General features: G+C 51.6%; 21 protein-coding genes and 1 pseudogene. 14 read left to right on the top strand and 8 right to left on the bottom strand.

The window, feature by feature from the left end; genetic code table 11:
* Nucleotides 1-102 precede the first annotated feature (102 nt).
* Complete coding sequence (locus UNDKW_RS18640) at nucleotides 103-486, bottom strand: lysozyme inhibitor LprI family protein (RefSeq protein WP_162059916.1); 384 nt, start codon at nucleotides 484-486, stop codon at nucleotides 103-105.
* A gap of 34 nt (nucleotides 487-520) precedes the next feature.
* Nucleotides 521-1072, bottom strand: coding sequence for an O-acetyl-ADP-ribose deacetylase (locus UNDKW_RS18635; RefSeq protein ID WP_162062019.1), 552 nt, complete (start codon nucleotides 1070-1072; stop codon nucleotides 521-523).
* 294 nt (nucleotides 1073-1366) lie between these two features.
* Here UNDKW_RS18635 and UNDKW_RS30995 point away from each other — a divergent pair, with 294 nt between their 5' ends.
* Genes UNDKW_RS30995 through UNDKW_RS18620 form a run of 3 tightly spaced genes read left to right on the top strand, consistent with a single transcriptional unit; the run spans nucleotide 1367 to nucleotide 3791 of the window.
* A complete protein-coding gene (locus UNDKW_RS30995; RefSeq protein ID WP_162059915.1) occupies nucleotides 1367-2491 on the top strand; it encodes a methyl-accepting chemotaxis protein in 1125 nt (374 codons plus the stop codon).
* Nucleotides 2401-2994 (top strand): methyl-accepting chemotaxis protein, encoded by a 594-nt coding sequence (locus tag UNDKW_RS31185; protein WP_162059914.1) that lies wholly within the window; start codon nucleotides 2401-2403, stop codon nucleotides 2992-2994. The genes UNDKW_RS30995 and UNDKW_RS31185 overlap by 91 nt, the downstream gene beginning before the upstream one ends.
* Nucleotides 2991-3791 (top strand): ABC transporter substrate-binding protein, encoded by an 801-nt coding sequence (locus UNDKW_RS18620; protein ID WP_162059913.1) that lies wholly within the window; start codon nucleotides 2991-2993, stop codon nucleotides 3789-3791. The genes UNDKW_RS31185 and UNDKW_RS18620 overlap by 4 nt, the downstream gene beginning before the upstream one ends.
* Before the next feature lie 59 nt (nucleotides 3792-3850).
* On the opposite strand, the gene UNDKW_RS18615 is transcribed toward UNDKW_RS18620, so the two are convergent.
* Complete coding sequence (locus UNDKW_RS18615; RefSeq protein WP_162059912.1) at nucleotides 3851-4360, bottom strand: HAD family hydrolase; 510 nt, start codon at nucleotides 4358-4360, stop codon at nucleotides 3851-3853.
* A gap of 361 nt (nucleotides 4361-4721) precedes the next feature.
* Between UNDKW_RS18615 and UNDKW_RS18610 the strand changes: the two genes are divergently transcribed.
* The 7 genes and pseudogenes from UNDKW_RS18610 to UNDKW_RS18580 all read left to right on the top strand — a co-directional run bounded on the left by UNDKW_RS18610 (nucleotide 4722) and on the right by UNDKW_RS18580 (nucleotide 10428).
* Nucleotides 4722-5741 carry an alpha/beta fold hydrolase gene (locus UNDKW_RS18610; RefSeq protein WP_162059911.1) on the top strand — a complete coding sequence of 340 codons (1020 nt, stop codon included), beginning with the start codon at nucleotides 4722-4724 and terminating at the stop codon, nucleotides 5739-5741.
* 185 nt (nucleotides 5742-5926) lie between these two features.
* A complete protein-coding gene (locus UNDKW_RS18605; protein ID WP_162059910.1) occupies nucleotides 5927-6748 on the top strand; it encodes a trans-aconitate 2-methyltransferase in 822 nt (273 codons plus the stop codon).
* 62 nt (nucleotides 6749-6810) lie between these two features.
* On the top strand, nucleotides 6811-7272 hold the full coding sequence (locus tag UNDKW_RS18600) for a GNAT family N-acetyltransferase (protein WP_162059909.1): 462 nt from the start codon (nucleotides 6811-6813) through the stop codon (nucleotides 7270-7272).
* Nucleotides 7273-7377: 105 nt separating this feature from the next.
* Nucleotides 7378-8364, top strand: a complete 987-nt coding sequence (locus tag UNDKW_RS18595) for a chromate resistance protein ChrB domain-containing protein (RefSeq protein WP_174247607.1) — start codon at nucleotides 7378-7380, stop codon at nucleotides 8362-8364.
* A 12-nt stretch (nucleotides 8365-8376) separates the two neighbouring features.
* Nucleotides 8377-9585, top strand: coding sequence for a chromate transporter (locus UNDKW_RS18590; protein WP_162059908.1), 1209 nt, complete (start codon nucleotides 8377-8379; stop codon nucleotides 9583-9585).
* 11 nt (nucleotides 9586-9596) lie between these two features.
* Nucleotides 9597-9962 (top strand): rhodanese-like domain-containing protein, encoded by a 366-nt coding sequence (locus tag UNDKW_RS18585; RefSeq protein WP_162059907.1) that lies wholly within the window; start codon nucleotides 9597-9599, stop codon nucleotides 9960-9962.
* Nucleotides 9963-9990: 28 nt separating this feature from the next.
* Nucleotides 9991-10428, top strand: a pseudogene (locus UNDKW_RS18580) (chromate resistance protein ChrB domain-containing protein).
* A 52-nt stretch (nucleotides 10429-10480) separates the two neighbouring features.
* On the opposite strand, the gene UNDKW_RS18575 reads toward UNDKW_RS18580, so the two are convergent.
* Nucleotides 10481-10789, bottom strand: a complete 309-nt coding sequence (locus UNDKW_RS18575; protein WP_162059906.1) for a hypothetical protein — start codon at nucleotides 10787-10789, stop codon at nucleotides 10481-10483.
* 400 nt (nucleotides 10790-11189) lie between these two features.
* Between UNDKW_RS18575 and UNDKW_RS18570 the strand changes: the two genes are divergently transcribed.
* A complete protein-coding gene (locus UNDKW_RS18570; protein WP_232063044.1) occupies nucleotides 11190-12656 on the top strand; it encodes a DUF4214 domain-containing protein in 1467 nt (488 codons plus the stop codon).
* 87 nt (nucleotides 12657-12743) lie between these two features.
* On the opposite strand, the gene UNDKW_RS18565 is transcribed toward UNDKW_RS18570, so the two are convergent.
* The 3 genes from UNDKW_RS18565 to UNDKW_RS18555 are packed head-to-tail and all read right to left on the bottom strand — an operon-like array spanning nucleotide 12744 to nucleotide 14084.
* Nucleotides 12744-12968, bottom strand: a complete 225-nt coding sequence (locus UNDKW_RS18565) for a DUF6434 domain-containing protein (protein WP_162059904.1) — start codon at nucleotides 12966-12968, stop codon at nucleotides 12744-12746.
* 35 nt (nucleotides 12969-13003) lie between these two features.
* The gene (locus tag UNDKW_RS18560; RefSeq protein ID WP_162059903.1) at nucleotides 13004-13303 is read right to left on the bottom strand and encodes a hypothetical protein; all 300 of its coding nucleotides are present in this window, start codon (nucleotides 13301-13303) and stop codon (nucleotides 13004-13006) included.
* 1 nt (nucleotide 13304) lies between these two features.
* Nucleotides 13305-14084 (bottom strand): metallophosphoesterase, encoded by a 780-nt coding sequence (locus UNDKW_RS18555; protein ID WP_162059902.1) that lies wholly within the window; start codon nucleotides 14082-14084, stop codon nucleotides 13305-13307.
* Between the two features lie 83 nt (nucleotides 14085-14167).
* Between UNDKW_RS18555 and UNDKW_RS18550 the strand changes: the two genes are divergently transcribed.
* The 3 genes from UNDKW_RS18550 to UNDKW_RS18540 all read left to right on the top strand — a co-directional run bounded on the left by UNDKW_RS18550 (nucleotide 14168) and on the right by UNDKW_RS18540 (nucleotide 18975).
* Complete coding sequence (locus tag UNDKW_RS18550; RefSeq protein WP_162059901.1) at nucleotides 14168-15133, top strand: hypothetical protein; 966 nt, start codon at nucleotides 14168-14170, stop codon at nucleotides 15131-15133.
* Nucleotides 15126-16025, top strand: a complete 900-nt coding sequence (locus UNDKW_RS18545) for a hypothetical protein (RefSeq protein WP_162059900.1) — start codon at nucleotides 15126-15128, stop codon at nucleotides 16023-16025. Before UNDKW_RS18550 ends, UNDKW_RS18545 begins: the two co-directional genes overlap by 8 nt.
* Before the next feature lie 211 nt (nucleotides 16026-16236).
* Nucleotides 16237-18975, top strand: a complete 2739-nt coding sequence (locus UNDKW_RS18540; protein WP_162059899.1) for a PAS domain-containing protein — start codon at nucleotides 16237-16239, stop codon at nucleotides 18973-18975.
* Nucleotides 18976-19022: 47 nt separating this feature from the next.
* Here UNDKW_RS18540 and UNDKW_RS18535 read toward each other — a convergent pair whose 3' ends face one another.
* Nucleotides 19023-21812 carry a DUF6493 family protein gene (locus UNDKW_RS18535; protein ID WP_162059898.1) on the bottom strand — a complete coding sequence of 930 codons (2790 nt, stop codon included), beginning with the start codon at nucleotides 21810-21812 and terminating at the stop codon, nucleotides 19023-19025.
* Nucleotides 21813-21814: the final 2 nt, after the last annotated feature.

Genomic DNA, 21814 nt, shown 5'->3' with positions numbered 1-21814 from the left:
TTTGCTTAAGCGAACAATGTCGGTGGGCGTGTCAATCTTGTTCATCAATGAATCATCACAGATTCGTCACTGAGCTGCAGGGCGACACTGACGCGTAGAGTTTCAATTCTTTTCATACTCTTCCAGATCCTTGATACGCCGCTCAGTATGGGTTTGCATGCAGCCTATGTGCATGACATTGCGTATGGTGCCTGCAATGTGGTACTGATAGACGGCACTGCAGTCTGCTTCACGGAACTTGAGCCAGGCGCGCTGGGCTTCTATGAGCGTAGTCTTTGATGCCTTGTCCAGATCGCCGTCGGCAATCTGTTTGTCGAGGAACTTCATCACGCGCTGATAAACGGCGTTGAGTTTTGCTTCCACTTTCTTTTGTTCTATGGATGCGCACTCATTGATCTCAAGCGTATTGGATGCCTTGCTGCAATCCAGTGCCAGGGCCAACTGGCTGGCACAGGCCAGGGTAATGAAGCAGATGAGGTAGCGCATAGGTTCAGCCTTGTTGGTTGTGGTCAGTATATTTTCATGGTGCCGTGTTTGCTGTTTCAGCCGATTCAGCCGATTCGGCCGATTCGGCCAATACGGCCTCGTAAATCTTGAGGTCACTGTCTGAGAAGCAACAGAAAATCACTTCCTGTAGCACGGAGTAGTCTGTCAGCGTTGAGCGCACATAGCTTACTGCAACACGGGCAGCCTGTTCTATGGGGTAGCCATAAATACCGGTGCTGATGCTGGGAAAAGCGATACTGGTGAGCTGTTTTTCTGCTGCAATGCGCATGGCGTTGTAGTAGCAAGAGGCAAGCAGGCCAGCTTCATTGTTGGTGCCGTTGCGCCAGACCGGGCCCACGGTGTGGATGATGAAACTGGCGGGCAAACGATAGCCCTTGGTGAGCTTTGCTTCTCCGGTCTTGCAACCACCGAGCAGGCGGCATTCATGTACCAGTTCAGGCCCGGCAGCTCTATGTATTGCCCCATCAACGCCACCACCGCCCAGCAGGGAAGAATTGGCGGCATTGACGATGGCATCGACTTGCAGCTTGGTGATGTCTGCACGAATGGCGCGGATGTGTGGCATGGAAGTAATGATGAAATCAAAAATAAGTATCAAGATAGCATGAAAGTGCTTTGTCGGTCTCAAGCTGTTTCCCTATGAGAGAGAGGGAGCTATATCGTTTTCATGGTATTTTGCAATCTTTGACTTGCAAAATAGCAATAGCCTTATATGCTTGAAAGCAGTAAAACACTAAATTCTTGCTTCGCCAGAAATAGTTTTAAAAGGTGAAAAGCAAGACGGGGTTTGTGCCGGGCCATATCCGGTGCCAACTCCAGCTCTGCAGTGCCCTATAAAAAAATACCCAGGAGACAGGCAATGAAAATTCAAAATTTTAACATAGGGATACGTCTCGCCATCGGCTTTGGCCTGGTCATGCTGCTGGCGACGATCTCTTCCGGAATAGGCTTGTGGCGCTTGAATGAGGTTGCAGACAGCACCCGTGCCATGATGCAGGAGCCGCTGAAAAAAGAGCGCATGACCGAAGAATGGTACCGGATTACCGTGGCCGGGCTCAAGCGCACACTGGCGATAGTAAAGAGCAGTGATGAGTCGCTGGCAGAGTATTTCGCCAGTGACGCCAAGGCATCTACTGCACGGAATAACGAAATTCAAAAATACATGGAAGAGCATATCGCCTCCCCTGAAGAGAAAAAGCTGCTCGACAATATCATCGCCGTGCGCAAGCAATACATTGCAATGCGTGACCAGCTTAGTAAGTTAAAAAAAGATGGTCAGGCGGAAGCCGCCGCAAAGTTGTTTGATCAATTTATGCCAGTGTCGGATGCATACCAAAAGAGCGAACTTGATTTCCTTGAGTTTCAAAAAAAAGATGTGGACGATCTGAGCAAGGAAGTCGATGCCATCGCCAAAAACAGCTTCATGCTGATCAGCGCAATGATCATCGTTTTTATTATTTTTGGTAGTGCCTGCGCCTGGTTTTTGACCGTAGGCATTACCAGGCCCATGCATCATGCATTGAAAATGGCACGCAGCGTGGCAGATGGAGACCTGACGACCAATATCGAAGTGAAATCCAGCGATGAAACCGGCCAGCTCATGCAGGCTTTGAAAGACATGAACAATGGACTGGTGAATATCGTCAGCGAAGTACGCACCAGCACCGATACCATCGTCGGTGCATCAACTGATATCGCCAATGGCAATATGGATTTGTCAGCCCGTACCGAAAGCCAGGCAGGTTCGCTGGAAGAGACTGCTTCTTCCATGGAAGAACTGACCAGTACCATGAAGCAGAACTCACAAAATGCGCGTGACGCGAACCAACTGGCGCATGCGGCATCTGACGCTGCCGTCAAGGGGGCACCGTGGTGTCGCAGGTTGTGGCCACGATGGGGGCGATCAGTGATTCTTCGAATAAAATCGTCGATATCATTGCCGTCATTGATGGCATTGCATTTCAAACCAATATTCTGGCCCTGAATGCCGCTGTGGAAGCAGCACGTGCCGGCGAGCAGGGCAGGGGTTTCGCGGTAGTTGCATCAGAAGTGCGCAACCTCGCGCAAAGATCAGCCAGTGCGGCGAAAGAAATCAAGGCCCTGATTTCTGATTCAGTCGATAAGGTGGGCGAAGGTGCGCGCCTCGTCGATCAGGCTGGTGCGACCATGTCCGAGATAGTCGAGCGCGTGGCAAAAGTGACGAGCATCATGAATGAAATCAATGATGCCAGCAAAGAACAGTCTGCTGGCATAGACCAGATCAACAATGCCATCATACAAATGGATGGCGTGACTCAGCAAAACGCAGCCCTGGTCGAAGAAGCTGCCGCTGCCGCAAAAAGCTTGCAGGACCAGGCGGACAATTTGTCGAATGTGGTCAGTATCTTCAAGTTGCAGCAACAGTCCACGCATGCAAGTTCTGGCATTTATGCAGCTACATCTGGCGGTGCTGTTAAATCAGACAAGAGGCTGGCATATAGGCAATGAGCAAGTCCGAGCAAGTTCGTCCTTTATGGGCATTGCAAGGCGTACTGACACTGCTGTTCCTGATGCTCATGCTGCCCGCTTGTGCTGTTACAGAGATTCGTACTGCTGCCCAGGAAGCATCCGAGCCCAAGTATATTGCTATCCTTAATCCGCAAAGCAAGATTGCGATAGGCGGCATGTGTGTGGATATTTTGCGTGCCATCGAGAAGGTTGACCCTGAGTTGCGCTTTATTGGTGACCAGGTCTGGCAACCGCGTGCCCGCATTGATGCTGCTTTGAAGACGGGCAATATTGATGTCATTTGCGGCGTGCAGCGCATAGCGCGTAATACCTCGCAATACCAGTTTGCCGCGACGCCACTGTTTTCTGTCAATTATCTGCTGGCCGTGAGGGCGGATGATACCGTCGCTGTTGGGGATTGGGACGACATACGCAAGCTCGGTAATGATGGCATCATCCTGACACTGCGCGGCTTTGGCATAGTCGATATCCTCACGCAAATGGGCGGCTTGAAGATAGATGACACCGCGACTTCTTCCATCTCCAACCTGAAAAAACTGCTGGCTGGACGCGGGCGGTTTTATTGTCACCGTTCACCCGGCATAGGCCTGGCGATCAGGCAGGCGGGTCTGGAAGACAAGATACGGCTTTTGAGCAAACCTCAACTGACAGAAAAATTCTACATGGGCATGGCAAAAACCATGTCTCCTGAACTGGTCAATAAGATAGGCGCAAGCCTGGTTTTGCTGGAGCGAAATGGGGAGTTGAAACGTATATTTGAGCGCTATCAAGAGTAGTGTTCACTGGTTCCTTAAGCACGAACTTAAGCCAATGAGTATGCCAATGAGTATGTTAATTATTCGCAAGTTGCCATTCTCAATTTGAATGTCCCGGCGATGTCCAGCAGGGCCCTGTCTTTCGGGTCACCAAGATAAGGTGCAATCAGAATATGGTTTCTCGGCTGCCTGGCGATTTTTTCTGGCGAATCATCCACGATTGCAATCTGGTCCAGCGTATATCCCTGACCCTGGATTTTTCTCAAATCCTTGATGTAAACATAGCTATTGCTTTTGATGTCCACCCGCTGCACACAGCGCTCGACCGACCAGGCAAACTTGACCGGGTGGCGAGCACCAAAGACCTGCGCGACCACAGCATCCACATATTCCCTTGATGACGATGACCATACTGCCAGGTCGTAATGTGGCGCCAGTTCTTCCAGCATTTCTGTCAAAAAGGGACGCTGATAAACAAAGTAGGGTGGAAATGCAAAAGCCATAGGCTGACCCAAATCAGTCATGCTTGCATGGACTAAGGTTTCATCAAGATCGAAGACAATAAGCTGGCGTTGTTTATTCGAATTCATATTTATCTTATGCTGTTTTTTGCAGATACTGTTCCTGTCGTTGGCCTTGACCATTGCTGCAGCATGATAGATGCAGCGCTAGCTCCCGGCAAGCAGGTAAGTTATGGCTGTGGGTAATACATTAAAAACCTGATGTTTTCCGCTTGCCAGGCTATTTTGTTTCTCGTTGACGAAATGAGCCATGATAAGAAATATGATAAATTGCGCTGCATTTGATGCAATGCAGACTCTGGCCAGGCACCAATGGATATACCTGTGCCAATCTGGTGTTGCGTAACAAAGAAGGTGAATATTTCTTTTGAATAGTAAATCTCAAATTCGTTTTTGTAAAAGCCGGGACGGTACGACAATTGCTTTTTCTGTGACTGGAACTGGCCCACCATTGCTGTGGCTGACGCTTCACTATACCGACAATGATTTGATTTCTCCCGGCCCTGCCAGCAAGCACTGGATGGATACGCTGTCAAAATTTTTCACCATCATCAAGTTCGATATGCGCGGATGTGGCTTATCAGAACGTCAACCAGGCAGCATGACTTTAGATGATTGGGTGGCAGATATTGAAGCTGTTGTGGACGCCGCCGGGCTGGCGCAGTTTGCCATGATGACGGTTTGCACCGGCTCGTATGCTGCGATTGAATATGCTGCACGCCATTCTGAACGATTGACACATCTGGTCATTTATGGCGGTTCGGTGCGCGGGCGCTTGCGACGCGAATTGAGTATGGCACAGCGAGAAGATGCGCTGTCTGCCTTGCAGGTATATGAGTCTGGCCTGGATGGGCGCAGCGAATTTGCGGCCACTTTTCGCCAGGTTTTTACAGTTCAGTTTCTCCCGGATGCGACGCCAGAACAATTGGCGGCAATTGATGCCATCCTCAATGAACGCATGACGGGTGCCATTGCAGCGCAAAGCGTGAGAGAATTTTACCAGCTGGATTTAAGTGCGCGGGCGCAATCAATTCGTGTGCCAACGCTGGTTTTACATGCACTGCATGACATTCTTTATCCCTTATCAGAAGGGCAGAAGCTGGCTGCTCTCATACCAGCGGCACGGTTTTTGCCCGTCGCATCGAATAATAATATGCTGCTGGAAGGAGAGACCGCCTGGCCACTGGTACGTGAGACCGTGCTCTCATTTCTTGACGCCAGGCTGGATGTAGACTCTGGCAAGGCAGCTGTCAATTTGACGATACGTCAATGTGAAGTACTGCGCCATGTCGCCAATGGAAAAGCCGACAAGGAGATTGCACGTGCATTGTCGCTCAGCCCACGGACCATAGAGATGCATGTCGCACGTGCCTTGAAGGCGATGGGTTGCAAGACACGCGCTGAAGCAGTTCATCATGCAGTGCAAAAGGGGCTGTTGTCGCCTGAGTGAGCGCATCGATTACGGTAAGGCTTACCGTAATCCCGAGACTGTTTACCGTAGTAAGCACACTATTCATGAGCTGATACCAGTTCTACACTGGCGACTGCAAATTTTTTCAACGCTGTCATGCGTTGTCATTTGCGTGAAAGCGAAAACCTTCGCATTGATGCTCACGCCTCTAACCGGATTCACTCATGAAAAATCACCCAGAAAATTATCCACTGCATAGTAGTGACAAAGAACGCCATCGTTTAAAAATGCAGGCGCAAGCGCTGATTCCCTTAAGCCAAAGAATGTTGAACGGGGCTGGTATTGCACATGGTGCGCATGTTCTCGAACCTGGTTGCGGGAGTGGTGAAATGACTTTGTTGCTGGCCGCTGCCGTTGGCCCTTCAGGCAGGGTCACCGCGATGGATAGCGACCCGGCACAGATCAAGGCAGCGGCAGAAAAAATTGCTGAAGCAGGTTTTTTCAATGTCAGTTTTGTCTTGTCTGACATGAATAATTTTGTACCGGAACAGATATTTGATGCCATAGTCGGACGCTACTTCCTGTTGTATATCGCTGACCCAGAATCTGCATTGGCACGCATGGCCAGATGGGTAAAGCCCGGCGGCGCACTGGCTTTCCTGGAAATGGATTTTTATCGGGGTGTACGCAGCCACATTTGGCCCCCGGTTGCTGCCGAGACGAATAGCGCCATTGAATTCATCGCTGATGTCATGCTCGATGCTGGTATCAATCCCCACATGGGGGTAAGCTTGCCAAGCATGCTGGCACTTTATGGCGAAGTGCATGCTGAAACCGCCGCGCCGCCACAGTTTGGCGCCAGTTCGATTGAGCTTCCTCTGGAAGCAGTCAGGTCTGTCATTCCCATGGCCAGTAAACTGGGACGTAGTGATGCCTGCCGGTATGACGTTGATGCCCTGATCGCTGCAGAGTTGCAAGGGCGGGATCACCGCACCGTCACTATGCCGCCGTTGTCGGTTGCTGCCTGGGTACGTACCAGGTCTTGAACGAATTTTTAATCTCTATATGGGTGAGAGAATTGAGTAAAACTTCAACATTGGATATACGCATGACATACCTGGCTGACCATGCTGCATCTATTCCTGTGGTCGCCATGTGGCAGCAATCAGAGTTTGGCTATCTGGCACCGTCTGTCACGATGGAGCAGAGAGTAGCTCGCTTGCAGCAATCATTACAAAAAGGAGCATTGCCTGTGACTTTGCTCGCCATGTCTTCAGACGATAATATCGTTGGCGTTGCCAGCATTCTTGCCAGCACTCTCACGCACAAGCATCTGACGCCATGGTTGTCTGCCGTGTTTGTCCCTGCGCAATTCCGGGGTAAGGGTATTGCTTCGGCACTGTCGCTGCGTGCGGCAGAAGAGGCGCGATCTATGGGCTTTGATCAATTGTATTTGTTCACACCGCGTAATGAATCGCTGTATGCACGCCTTGGCTGGCAGACCATTGAGAATGCCAGGCTGGACAATACGCCGGTCACGATCATGAGCAGGGCCACAAATCTTGCCTGATTATCCAGTAGGCAGATAGGCCTGGTTTTATTTGCATTTTATAAATATAGGTAATTATCTCTACAAAATTTGTAATAATTCATATTATTGCATAGTATGTGTTTCATGAAAACGCAAACTATCAATGCTGATCCATCTGCACGCTGGCTATTGCTGGTGCTGAGCCTGCCCACGAACAGTGCAACCGGGCGCATGCGTATCTGGCGCAATCTCAAGGCCCTGGGTTGCGGCTCCCTTCGCGATGGGGCTTATCTTTTACCTTTTGGTGAGGTCCAGCAACAGGCACTGCAGGATTTGTCTGAAGAAACCTTGCGCGAAGGTGGCAGTGCCTGGCTATTGCATGTCTGGGCCCAGACTGAAGACGAGAATCTGGCCTTCCAGGCCTTGTTTGACCGCAGTGGTGAATATGCTACCTGGCTGCAGACTCTGGCGGATGCACGTCCCGGCCTGGGTAATTTGAAGCAGCAGGAAATTACCAAGCTTTTGCGCAAGATGCGGCGTGAATATGAAGCTTTCAAAAGCATAGATTACTTCCCTGGTGATGGCGGCAACACGGTCGAAGCTGCCTGGATGGATTTCATGCTGGCGGCAGAGAGCCTGCTATCGGTCGGTGAACCCCATGCAGTGCAAACGGCAATCAAGACGCTGGCCATTGATGATTATCAGGGGCGCAGCTGGGCTACCCGGCAGCATCTGTGGGTGGATCGGGTGGCTTGCGCCTGGCTGATACGCCGCTTCATCGACAGGCAGGCACGCTTTGTCTGGCTGGAGTCGGTCAAGGATTGCCCACCAGGTGCGTTGGGTTTTGACTTTGACGGCGCAGCGTTTACCCACGTTGGTGACCGTGTCAGTTTTGAGGTCTTGCTGGCCAGTTTTGATCTGGAAGCTGACCGTGGCTTGCAAAGATTGGGGGCCATGGTGCATGTACTTGATATTGGCAATGGCTATGTGCCTGAGGCCAGTGGTTTTGAAGCCATGCTGGCCGGTACACGGCAAAACGCCCGTGACGATGATGACTTGCTGGACAAAATAAGCGTGGTACTGGATGCGCTTTACCAGCATTTTTCTGTAGTGCAGCCAAGTACAACATAAGAGGTCACTGCGATGAGCCAGAGCCTGCCTGATTCAAATCAAACTGTGCCAGATGTACCAGATACCGCCCCCGCTTATACGCTGTGGCAAATGGTGCTCTACATGCTGCGTCTGGGGGCACTGGGCTTTGGTGGGCCGGTGGCGCTGGTCGGCTATATGCAACGTGACCTGGTTGAGCAGCGCGGCTGGATTTCGCCAGCAGACTACAAGGAAGGCCTGGCACTGGCGCAACTGGCCCCGGGACCGCTGGCGGCTCAGCTTGGCATCTATATGGGCTATGTGCATTACCGCATCTGGGGTGCGACGCTGGCTGGCATTGCCTTTGTGCTGCCCTCCTTCATGATGGTGGTGTTGCTGGGCTGGGCTTATGTCAGTTATGGCGGCCTGGCCTGGATGCAGGCTGTGTTTTATGGTGTCGGTGCTGCGGTGGTTGGCATCATCGTCATGAGCACCAAGAAGCTCACGCAAAAAAGTATAGGCAAGGACAAGCTGCTATGGGCTATTTATCTTTTGCTGGCAGCACTGACCTTTATCACCGAGACAGAGATTGCCTGGCTGTTTATCGCTGCTGGCGTACTGGTCTGGCTGTTGCGTGCACCACCTGCATGGCTGGGTGGCAGCAAATTGCCAGGCCTGACGCTGCTGCAATTGCCCGTCATAGGCAGCATGCTGGCTGCGCAGGACGCCTCGCTGTTAACACAGATCGCCATCTTCTTTGCCAAGGCCGGGGCCTTTGTATTTGGCTCTGGCCTGGCGATTGTTCCTTTCCTGTATGGCGGTGTCGTGACTGAACATCACTGGCTGACGGACAAGCAGTTTGTCGATGCCGTGGCTGTTGCCATGATCACGCCTGGGCCGGTAGTCATCACGGTGGGTTTTATCGGCTATCTGGTGGCGGGTTTGCCGGGGGCAACAGTGGCTGCGCTGGCGACATTTTTGCCCTGCTATCTGTTCACTGTCATCCCGGCACCTTACTTTAAAAAATATGGCAAGTTGCCAGGTGTGATTGCTTTTGTCGATGGCATCACGGCGGCAGCGATAGGCGCGATTGCCGGTTCTGTGCTGGTCATTGCCAGGCGCTCAATACTGGATGTACCGACAGCAGTGATTGCCCTGGTCAGTATCTTCCTGTTGTGGAAGTTCAAGAAGTTACAGGAACCCGTCATCGTTGCGGCTGCAGCGGTTCTGGGCCTGCTCATTTACCCCTTGCTTCACCCTTAGAGGAGTCTGAAATGGAACATATGAATCAAACTGAGCAAACAGAACAAACAACGCAAATCGTCAGTGTTGCAGAATTCATGCGTGAATTAAGCAGTGCCAATCCACCCGCAGTCATTGATGTGCGCAGGCGTCCGGCCTTTGAAGCTGACAGCTTGCAAGTTGTCGGGGCAGTCTGGCTGGACCCTGAGCAGGTGACTAACTGGGCACCGGCGCTGACACAGCAACAGAATGTCGTCGTGTATTGCATCAAGGGACATGAAGTCGGTGTTAATTGCGCCAGTGCTCTTAATGAAGCGGGTATCGCAGCACGATACCTCGAAGGTGGGCTGGAAGCCTACAAACAGGCTGGCGGCATGCTGGCCAGACGGGCAGGCTAAGTCCTGTCGTCATCGTGGGAGAACAATCATGCAATGGATTACCCGTGAACGACCCAAGATAGACCGCATTGCCTGCCCCTGGCTGATCGTGAATTTCATCGACAGTGAGGCATAATTCTTATATGTGCCTGATACCGATGTCTTGCGCATCGCCAGAGAAACCGCTGCCATACCGTATGACATTCCGGGCGTGGAATTGAGCCGTGTCGGTGACTTGTGCAGTTTTGATGCTTTCCTGAAGAAATATGCACTGGCCGAGCCTGCCTTGCAAACCCTGGCGACCATCGTCCGTGGCGCAGACACCGGCAAGCTGGATTTGACGGCGCAATCGGCAGGCCTGTATGCCTTGTCACTGGGCTTGTCAAAAACCTTTGCAGATGACCACATCATGCTCAGACATGGCATGATCATGTATGACGCGCTGTATGCGTGGTGCCAGCACTGCCAGGCAGAAACACATCAATGACCACCGGTAATGAACTGAAGCATAAGGCGGTTGCGGCTGCCTTTGCTGGCAATCACTTCGCCTGACTCGACGCCGGGCTTTTTTCAAATTGCCCATTTCCCAGATACTTCAGGTATTTGCTGTTGCCATCGGCGTCGGCCATCTGGTAGTACTCACCCACATGCAGGGTGGGCAGGCCATCATTGAGGGCCTGCATTTTCTCAGCCGTGACATAGTGAACGGTGCCGGATTGCGAGTCGATTCTATAGACCTTGCCGTCGGATGCCGCCACCAGTTCATAGCGCTGGCCAGACCAGCCTCTGTCGCAGGCAGCCAGGTTGAATATCACCAGTAAGATCGACAGTACGCGCAGTTGTTTCATGCCTACTCCAGGAAATTGTCATTCAGGGCTTCAAGACCAAATGAAGATTGAAAATATATTTTCTAAATTGTTATTCTGAAAATATAAATGATCATTATTTAAATTGCAATTAATTTTGCTATGAATATCCATTTGACAGTCATAAGAAAAATATATGCCCTGCGCGGGATAGGGGATTGTCTGTGAACAAGATTAAGAAAATAGCATTGTCATATTCAAATTGAGACAAAATGTTACAATTGTCGTGAAATTCTTTGCATGTCATACGTGCATTCAAGCAAGACATCCGTTTCATCTGCCTGGCAGCCATGTGCATGCTGCAGCCTGAGGTAGTGAACCAGTTCCCACATTCAGATAAATTTCATTTATGGCAAACATTAATATCAAACTGTCTCAAAACATGGTTAACGCTAATTACCAGCAATTGATCAAGTCACCTCCTACCAATGGCAGCCTGGGGACTTTGTTTGATGTTTTCCCTAAACTGGGTGCGCAGTGGGCCAGGGATCATGCGTATTATTCTGCACTCGATTTTGGCGGCGATCAGGCGAGGTTTTCCTTCCCCGACGGTGCCAGCATGACTTACACAGGATTGGTACTTGAAGACCCTTATGCCGCAGCAGGCAAGGCCTCGGCGACAAAGTTGAGCTTGTATTACAGCGGGGTAATGTCGATTGTTGAAGGTGGTCAGTTCAATTTCAACTACGCCAATACCACGATCAATGGTGCCAATTCTGTCTCCATTACACCGACTAGTGTTCTGCTGAATGATTTGTCGTTTTCTACCTTATTACCCGCGTATAGTCCCAGCTATGATCCGGTGACAGGGAATGTCTATATCACTGTCAAGGGCGCTATCCGTGGCGACATCAATGGTAATAATGTTGGTACCATCAGCAAGGTGACGGCAACTGCCGACAAGTACATTGCATCGACTACTGTGGAAGGCAATTTCAATCTTTCATCCAACAGCAACAGCGTGGCACAGGGCTTGAGCAAGTCCAGCGTCAGCGGTGTGATGAGTTCTTCAGTCACTGAATACTATGATGGCAGCTACAACCGCATCACTGGCGTTTCCGTGTCACTTTCAGCCAACCAGCAGATAGATGAAAAACTGCTGGCTGATGAGTCTTCGTTTGCCGGTGCAGATGTCATCAGTGTTGATTTGCCTGGCGTCATGTATTCTGATTACCTGATCGCCTCAGGCGCAGGTGCCGACCTGATCACCGTCAATGGTGGCGGTGGCCGTTTGCACGTCAATGCTGGTAGCGGCAATGATGCCATCAATGTTGGCACGGGCAACCATAATATCGATGGCGGCACTGGCATGGATACCGTCATCATGGCTGGCAATGCCAGCAATTTTGCAATTACTCCGGTTGGCTCGGCTTTTCAGTTGCGCGTCAAATCGAATGGTGATATCGACAGTCTGTTCAATGTCGAACGCCTGCAGTTTTCTGACAAGAGCATCGCGCTCGACATCAATGGCACGGCAGGCCAGGCTTATCGACTGTACCAGGCAGCATTTGGCCGCAAGCCCGACCTTGAAGGCCTGGGTTACTGGATCAAGGACATGGACAAGGGTTCGAGCCTGACGACGGTGGCGGCAGGTTTTTTCCAGTCGGCTGAATTCCAGAAGCTGTATGGTGCCAACCCATCGACCACGACACTGATCACGAATTTCTACCAGAATGTCTTGCACCGCGCACCAGACCAGGCGGGTTTTGATTACTGGAATAATCAGTTAAGCAAAGGCCAGATCACGGCCGCCGGTGCACTGGCAAGCTTCTGTGAAAGTACCGAGAACCAGGCCCAGGTCATAGGCACGATACAAAATGGCATAGAGTTCAAGCTGTGGCTGGGTTGAGTTGTTTGCTCTGAGATGATTGATTTTTTGGCCTGTCTTGTACGCCTGTTTTGTACTACTGGCGCGGCAAGACAGGCTGGAAAATGATCAAGCTGGCTTTACACTGCCAGCGTAAATTCGTTGCCACTCATCTGCCACATCCCCCATGGTCTTGGGCTCACCATTGATGATCCAGGCCATGAAGTTGCGGTCTAGCTTGCATTCTGCACCGCATTCCGCACTTAAAAAACGCCTGACGTTTTGCGTGTTCTTGTAGTCTTTATCGACGACAGTGGTGCGTGAGATGTCGAGGCTGTGCCAGTCTGTTTTCATGGTTTAGTCCTTTCTGCGTAGTATTCAAATTCTCATCAATCCTGTTGATTCCACTCATGGCCTTCTCCCAGCCGGTGTGGAACCGTATTCTTTTCTACACCTTCAAGTAATTGTGTGTGAGCTGCGGCATTACCTGACTTGACCCAGGAGTGAAAGATGAAACCGGCAAGTAAAAAAATGATGCCGCAAATGCAGTATAGAACTAGCATGTATCCAAAGCCGCCATCAAACTGCAATCCAGGAAAAACCACAGGCAGTATGAAACAGCTCAGACCTGACACATAAAGCAATAGGGCGACCAGGGGAATGCCGGTTTTTTTTATTTGCGCAGGCATGTCATATTTTCACAATCAGATGCGGATCAAATTGCGCGTTCTCCATCCTGCCATTGTGCAGGGGATAGCCGCAAGGGTTACAGATGACGCGGCATTTCCCCAGGTGATAATCAAAGCTATCATGCATGTGGCCATGTATCCAAAGATCAGCTTTTTGCGCCAGCATGTCTAGTTCAGAAGCAAAGGCGGCGGACAGTAAATCATCCGCATAGCGCGGCGCTACCGACTGTATCGATGGTGCCATGTGGCTGACGACGACAGTGCGGCCTTCAAAGCTGGTATTGAGACGTTGATTCAGCCAGGATTTTTGTCGTGCATGGATGAGTGCGGTGTCCGTTGCTTCCAGTTTGCGGTAGCCTTGCTCGGCCAGGGTGATGCGCTGATAATCGGGCATCAGGTCGGCCGCCTCGGTCATGGCGTAGGGGCGCTGTTCTTCGCCAAACAGGCAAAAATCTGTCCATAGCGTTGCACCGAGAAAGCGTATGTCACCTATCTGGTATTCACGGGCATTAAGGAAGTGCACATTGTCACTAGCCTCACAGGCGCGGGCAACGTCGGCCTGCATGTCTTCGAGATTTTTGCCATAGGCTTCATGATTGCCATGTACATACAGCACAGGGATGCCAGCAAACTGTTGTGCTGCCCAGTTCACTGCCTTGCTGCCGCTGTGGATATCGCCAGCCAGCACCACCACATCAGGCTGGCTGATGGCGGGGTCTATGAGAGGTGCGGTATCACCCCAGGCTTCAAGGTGCAGGTCAGACAGGATTTGTATGCGCATGAGTGCCTAGCGTATAGTATTGATTTTGCATTATAACAAGTGAGCTGTCATTGCATTTGACTGACTCATTTATTCATCACGCCATGTCCGAACTCGTCATCCTCACCACTTACTTCAACCCCTGTCGCTACACCTCACGCAGGCAGAATTATGATGTCTTCATGCAGGGCATGCGGGCGGCTGGAGTGACTTGTATTACTGTCGAATGTGCATTTGGCGATGCGCCCTTTGAATTGCCTGCGGCGCTGGATGTCTTGCAACTGCGTTCAGCTACCTTGCTGTGGCAAAAGGAAAGGCTGCTGAACCTGGCAGCATCCTGGTTGCCTGCAAACTGCCGTTATGTGGCCTGGCTGGATTGCGATATCGTATTTGAGAATAACAACTGGGCAAGGGAGCTGGTGGTGGCGTTGCAGCAATACCCGGTGGCGCAAGTGTGGGAAAGCTGCCTGCGCCTGGAGCAGGGTGGCGGTGAGGGAGCTGTGCCTGACCGCGTCCGCTCTTTTGCTGCCGTCATGCAGGCGCAACCTGCTACCCTGCATGCAGGGCGTTATGATACCCACGGGCATACGGGCTATGGCTGGGCCATGCAGCGCAGCCTGTTTGACAGCGTCGGCCTGTATGAGGCGGCGATATCGGGTAGTGCAGATCATTTCATGGCGCATGCGATTTATGGCGACTACAATTTTTGCATACAGAATGCCTTGAAGCATGACCGTGCGCAGATACAGCATCTGCAAGCCTGGGGCCAGCGCTTTTATGAACAGGTGCAGGGCAGGCTGGGTGTGGTGGCTGGTGAAATCCGCCACCTGTGGCATGGCGAGGCACAGCACCGTCGCTATTTCCTGCGCATGCATGAGATCACCGACCTGGGGTTTAATCCCTGGACGGATTTGCAGCAACAGTCAGGACGGCCGCTGGAGTGGCATGCCGATATGCGCAAGCCGCGCCTGCGCCAGTATTTCATTGATTACTTCCAGTCCCGCCGTGAAGATGGCGATCAATCCCAGCTACAAAACCAGTCCCTTACCGCGAAAGAAAATTATGTCTAATGACGACCTCAGCTATGATTATGCAGCCTTGCTGGATCCTGCCCTGTCAGATATTGATGTCGCCATCGCGGGTCTGAAGCTATCCACCCAGGCCACCAAGGAGCAGATCGCGGCGCAAAGCGCTTTGCTGGAGCAGCAACGGGCCGCGCGCAAGCAGGCGCTGGAAGGGCAAGTTGAGCGCGTGTTGCCGGAATTTTCATCGGCAGCACTGTTGGCGCTGGAACAGCATTTCCCTGGCTTTGTCGATGATCTGGTGCGCGAGACCTTCCGGGAAAACCGCAAGATATTGGGCCTGTTCAGCCGTTCTGGCAGCGACAATGCCATGATCATTTTAAAGACCCGCCTGGCTTTTTTCCTCAACCACCAACAGGGCAGCTACTTTGATGCGCTTGATGAGCAGGTGACGGCCGTCAAGGGACTGATACAAAACCTGGAACAGTTGTACTACGGCGACCTGGACCTGTTGCAGGCGCTGGAAGAATTGCGCGGCCTCAGTGGTGATATCCCACCAGCCATGCAGCGCCAGATACACCAACTGGCCATGCAGACCCGTGAGCTGGCCGCGCGTCGCGTCAGAGGGGGGGCACCAGGGCCAGCGGCTGAACATGATTACCCTGCCAGCGATATGACCAGTAACTATAGTTATGACGATAACCGTGCCTGGATTTACCTGGGTACGGTCAGCTATACCGACAATGCCTACTATGATCACGTCGATACCAGCACTGATACTGCCACTGACCGACCACAGGCACCTGACTGTGACGATCAGCCGGGTGCCAATGATGTGCCGGTTTGCGTTCCAGACCGCCAGCAGGACCAATCTGCCCTGGTTACGGACATGGGCAGCGCAGTTATCTTGACGGATGACAGTCTGGGCCGGTTTTCCTGATGTAGCATTTTTCTGGTGGATGGCCACTTCCCGGCAGTGATTGTCGCGTTTTTACATCGCTGTCCCCTGGCTGAGCTGAGCTTGCCACTGGGGTAAGACTGGCATGGCACATAGATTTGCAATCTGCCAGCCAGTGTAAGCCTGAAAATATGTTGCCCTTGTACAGGTGGGTGCTAAGATCATCGTGATTGCTCTTTGATTGCCGAATAATATGTCATCAGCCCCGCTATTTCGTATATTCCGTATCCGCGATATCACCTTGAAAACCCGCCTGACCGTGGCGGTGGCGATTTTCTTTGTCTTCTCCCTGAGTTTGCTGTACGCGCTGGCTTCGTCCGTATTTGAAAGCGCACTGGAAAAGCTCATCGTCGCCAGGCAATCCAGCTTGATCGCCAATCTGGGCAATGAAATTGACCACAAGATAGAACTCAGAAAAAATGCCCTGATCCGTCTGGCCAGTGACCTGGGATCAGGTGACATCAGTGAGCAGAACGTTCAGAGCTTTATCGAGCGTTATCACAGTCTTGATGGCTTGTTTGATAATCTGGCCGTGTTTGATTTGCACGGCGACATCCTGGCCAACATGGATAACCCCGGCACCAAAGGGCAGCTCAATATCAGCAGCCGCGACTATTTTCAAAAGGCGATCAAACAAAAAAAAATCGCCATCTCATCTCCTCTGAAAAGCGGTCTGTCCGGGCGGCCCCTGGTCGTGGTTTGTGTGCCTGTCTTTGACCCCAGCGGCCATATGCTGCTGGTACTGGTGGGTACCATAGAGCTAACGCAGGACAGCTTTCTGGCTGACCTGGCGACAGCAAAAATTGGCGAACAAGGCTATTTTTATGTGCTGACGACCGAGGGTGTTTTTGTCACTCACCCTGACCACAGGCAGATATTAAAAAACAGCCGTGAATCACCAGACAAAAACCAGCTACCTGACACTACATTCAATGCACTCGAAGGCAGCCTGACTACCAACGATAATACCAAAGATGAAGCCATACTGAGTTACCGGCGCCTGAAGTCGGTAGGCTGGCTGATTGCAGGAGTCTATCCCACCAATGAGGCCTTCAGTATCGTCGCCAAAGTGAGGCGTGAAGCTGTCTTGCTTAGTCTGGCCTTGCTGCTGAGTTTGCTGCTGCTGGTCTGGTGGTTCATGTACTGGCAACTGGCACCTTTGCAAAAATTGCGCGAGAAGGTCAATAATGCCGAGACCAATTTACTGGTGACGCAGGCCAGTCTTGGATACCCCAGAGACGAGATAGGCGACCTGGCCAAGGCTTTTGATGATGCCATGATCAAACGCAGGGATGCCGAGGCCGCCCTGAGTGCCAGTGAAAAGAAACTGCGTCTGATTGCAGACAATATGTCAGCCTTTATCGCCTATGTCGATTATCGCGAGCAATATACCTTCGTCAATAAGCGCATAGAGCACTTGTTTGGTCTGACAGCGCAACAGGCGATAGGCAAGACCATCAAGCAGATTTCTACGCCGGAATTTTATCGTCATACCAAACCCTATGTGACCCAGGTCTTGAATGGGGAGTGGACGTGCTTTGAACGCCGCGTCGAGCGCTATGGTTATTGGGAGTGGGACAGGGTGACCTATGTGCCAGACTTTAACAAGTCCGGCCAGGTCGATGGTTTTTTTGTACTGGTAGAAGACGTCACCGAATTCAAGCGCGTGCAGGATGATCTGACCCGCAGTGAAAAACGTGTACGCACCATCACCGACAATGTGCCGGCGATGATAGCCTATGTCGATGCCAGCGAACGCTACCAGTTCTGCAACCGCAATTACGGCCAGATACCCGGCCTGGAACCCGCACATCTGTTAGGGAAAACCGTGCGTGAAGTGTTTGGCGAACAATCGTATCTTGATTTGAAAGACAGGATACAGCGCGCCTTGCATGGTGAGAGAGTTTCGTTTGAACGCTATGCGTCCGAGCGCGATATCAAACGATTTTTGCAGTATGAATACGTGCCCGATACCAATGCCGAGGGAGCAACCCTGGGATATTATTCCATGGTCATCGATATCACGGCACGCAAGGAAGCGGAGCTTAGACTGGCAGCCAGCGAGGGCTTGCTGCGCACCATTGCCGACAATATCCCGGCTTTTGTCAGCCTCATTGACAGCGAGAACCGCTATCAATTTGTAAACCGCCCCTATGAAACCTGGTTCAATCGACCCTTGTCCGAGATACGCTGCCAGCCGGTGTTATCGCTGTTGTCGGGCACCATGCAGCAAGAGCATCATGTGCATTACAAACTCGCCATGGCAGGTGAAAAAACCGAATTTGAAACAGAGATCAGCGTCGCAGGCAAGACCGGCCATTACCATGCCACCTATGTTCCACAATATGATGACAGTGGCAAAGTGGTCGGTGTCAATAGTCTCATCAACGATATCAGCGACGCTAAGGCAGTGGAGCGGCAATTGCTGGCCCTGGCCAGGTTTGACACCCTGACTGGCCTGCCCAACCGTAACCAGATCAATGAAAGAATGGAGCAGGCCAGCGCCCGTTCACAACGCACAGGCCGTTTGATGGCGATGATGTTCCTGGATGTCGATAAATTCAAGAGCATCAACGACAGCCTGGGCCACCATGCCGGTGACCTGGTCTTGCAGAAATTCGCCAGCCGTCTCAAACACTGCATACGCCAGACTGATCTTGCAGGCCGTCTGGCAGGCGATGAATTCGTCATCGTACTTGAGGGCCTGAACATGCACAGCGAAGCCGACATGGTCGCCAGCAAAATCGTGCAAGCCATGACCACTCCTTTTGACATAGAAGGCAAACCCCTGATGGTAACCACCAGCATAGGCGTGGCGATCTCGTCAGAACATAATTCCAATGCTGGCGAGATGCTGAAGAAGGCAGATGAAGCTTTATACCTGGCCAAGAAGGCGGGACGGAATAATTTCAAGGTGTTGCAACTGGAGTAGGGCTTGCCTTATTCCGGGAGGCAAGTCCTGCTCTCAACGGAAAAATATTATCCAGTCAGCAGTGCCTTCAGTGCAGCCTTACCTTTTCCACCGATCTGCATATCACGCAGGGCTGCCACGGTATGTTCAGGCAGATTTTGTTTCACTTCAAGGCGTAATTCGTGCAAAAGCTCCAGCAAGGCTGCCATGTCTTTAGGAGGTGATTGCGGGCTTTGTTTCACCATGGTGCAGAGTAACTGAAACACCAGTTGTGGTGCCAGTGCATGGGCACGTGCTGCCGTCGCCAGGCTTTTGGCATAGCGGCTGGCCTTGACTTGTGGCGTTGCCAGCAGGCCGTGAATGGCGCTGGCGAGAGTTGTTGCGTCGAGACGTCCTTCCAGCCAACTGGCGACCAGGGCATCTATCGCGACGGCAGTCTGGCCTGGCTCTTTACCCGCCAGTGTAAAGGCCAACAGCATGATGGCGCTGCTGCTCATGGGTACTGTGGGGTCAAGCAAGAGGTTCAGATAAGCCTTGTTATACCACTCTGCTTCCCACCAGTCGAGATTGTTGGCAATGGCATGAGCACCTTCAGCAAACACCGCTTCCAGGCAGGAAGGCATCATGCTGGCCGACCAGCGAATTTGGCCTTCATTATTGCCACCAAAACCTTCTGTGCGATGGAAATAGCCTTGATCCTCTATAACCTGGGGATGACGCAAGATACTCAGATAAGTCTGGTCTATGGCCCTGGGCGTGGGTGTGGTACGCAAGTGACTGTGATAGAAGGTGTAAGCTTCATTCTTGCTGATCTCTATCTCAAAACGATAGCGTGCTGCATGCGCGCCATCTGGCCCAAAGTCACCATATAACTGGATGAGGTTGGCATCGTCTTCATCCGGATAACGGGCGCGGGCGGCGGCGATGTACAGGGCGCTGTCTTTGCCTTTGGCGGGTATGCTGACTTGTGAACCCAGGGCGTAGCGTAAGGCATTGTGATAGGGCGTATCCGACAGGCTGGCTGCTTGCTGGCGCAGGCTGGCTTCATTACTTGGAGCCAGACGCAAGAGGCTGAGTACCTGCTCTTGCAATGGTTGTTGCAAGCCTAGTGCATGTTGCTCGCGCGTTCTTTCTATCAAGATGGCAGGGTCTATATAGCCACGTTGATGGCTAGGTGCTGCAAGTGGTGGCACTGATTTGCCCTGCATCAGAATATCTATCAAATCATCAGTGCGCTGACAGATGACGCTATGCACATCGAAACGGCCTTTGGCAAAACTGCTGGTGGGCGGCAGTCTTTCTGCTTCAAATATAAATACTAGCAGGCGCGCCAGTTCACGCGCCAGTGGCTTGTCCATATTGCGCCAGTTATCCGAACTGGGTTTCAGTTTTTGAGCGCGTTTCAGTACTGGACCAAAGCGCTTTTTATCATCAGCAGAAAATGGGGCTAGCTTCAGCAGGGCGTGGATGACGGTTTCAAAACAGTCAGTGTCATCATTGTTTTCAAAGACATAGGCGCAGGCTTCGATGAGTGCGTCAATATCACTGATGATTGGCAGGGCGCGGCTCTCTGCTATGGGCGATGGCATAGGCTGCAAAATGGGTAATGCTTGTGATGCTTGGATAGGGGCTGATAGCTTGGATTCATCAGCGACAGGAGTTCCTAACAAGGCCATCAGGGCATCACGGTTGCTGGCGGCAACCTGGGGTAACAATCGCCTGGCTTGCTCTTGCGTAGCCGCATCCATGCCCCATTTACTCAGGCGGCTGATAATTTTCTTTTGCATGTCTGCTGCTTCATGCAGTAAGCCAAACACGGCAATAGATGCCGCTTCTTGCATCAGGCTGCCATCTTTCAGGATGATTTGGTCGAGTAATTTCAATGCGGTATCTACTTGCGTCTTGACGGTAGATGACAGCAGCGGTTGCAGGGCCGTCAGCAAGGCGGTATTGCTTATCGCATCCGCAGCATGCAAAGTGTCCAAGACTTTCAGCGCCATACTGACGGTAGGCGGAATACGGCTGTGACATAAACCCAGATAACGTTCACTGAAGACGCTCATTTCTTCTACCGTCGGCGCCAGGGCCTCATGAAAGCGTGAGAACCAGCCAGAGCGGAATTGTATCCAGTCTTTTTCCAGCGCACCCAGGGTTTTGTCTAGCAATAGCTCCCGGCCATACACGCCTTGCTGACATAAATTTAAAAATAACTGTTGCCAGGTATGGGCAGAGTTATGCGTATATTTATCGCGTCCGGCCAGACTGATATCTGTCGTTCCCTCGATATCGAACAACTGCAGCAATGCGCCCTGCAATAATTCTGGATCATGTTTTATCCAGTAAGCTACATCGGGTACGCGGTCTGAATGTACTTCCTGGCTCAGCAAACCCAGGAGGTAATTGTCATGTGTGGGGCGCTCTGCCAGGCCACTGATAAGCAGGCTTTGTATGATACGAAAACTTCCCGGGTTACGCGCCACCATATTTGATACCAGATTTTCAGTCGATGGTGGCGAATAGGCTTTCCATAATTCGACCAGTTCTTCTGGTTTGATAAAAAACATCCAGGAATTTTCAGCAACATCATTTGTAGTGCAACACAAAAAGATCGCAGAGCGCAGGCATTGCCATTGCTGGGCAGTGACATTGCTGCGCCAGGCAGATTTGCTCATATCCATGGTATAGCGTGACTTCTCCATGACTTTGTTCATGCGCATCACACTAGTTCTGTGTTGCGACCACTGAGTTTTGTCCTGCGCTTGCAGATAAGCCATCATGCCCAGGTAATTACCCGCAACTACAAATTCTTCCAGTGGAGTCTTGGCTACGAATGCTGCTTCAATTTTTTGTTCTGCCATGG

Origin of the sequence: Undibacterium sp. KW1 (assembly GCF_009937955.1) — a bacterium.
In the GTDB taxonomy this organism is placed as follows: Bacteria; Pseudomonadota; Gammaproteobacteria; order Burkholderiales; family Burkholderiaceae_D; genus Undibacterium.
Note: the sequence above shows the minus strand (reverse complement) of the source record. Positions and strands in the feature narration are given on the sequence as shown.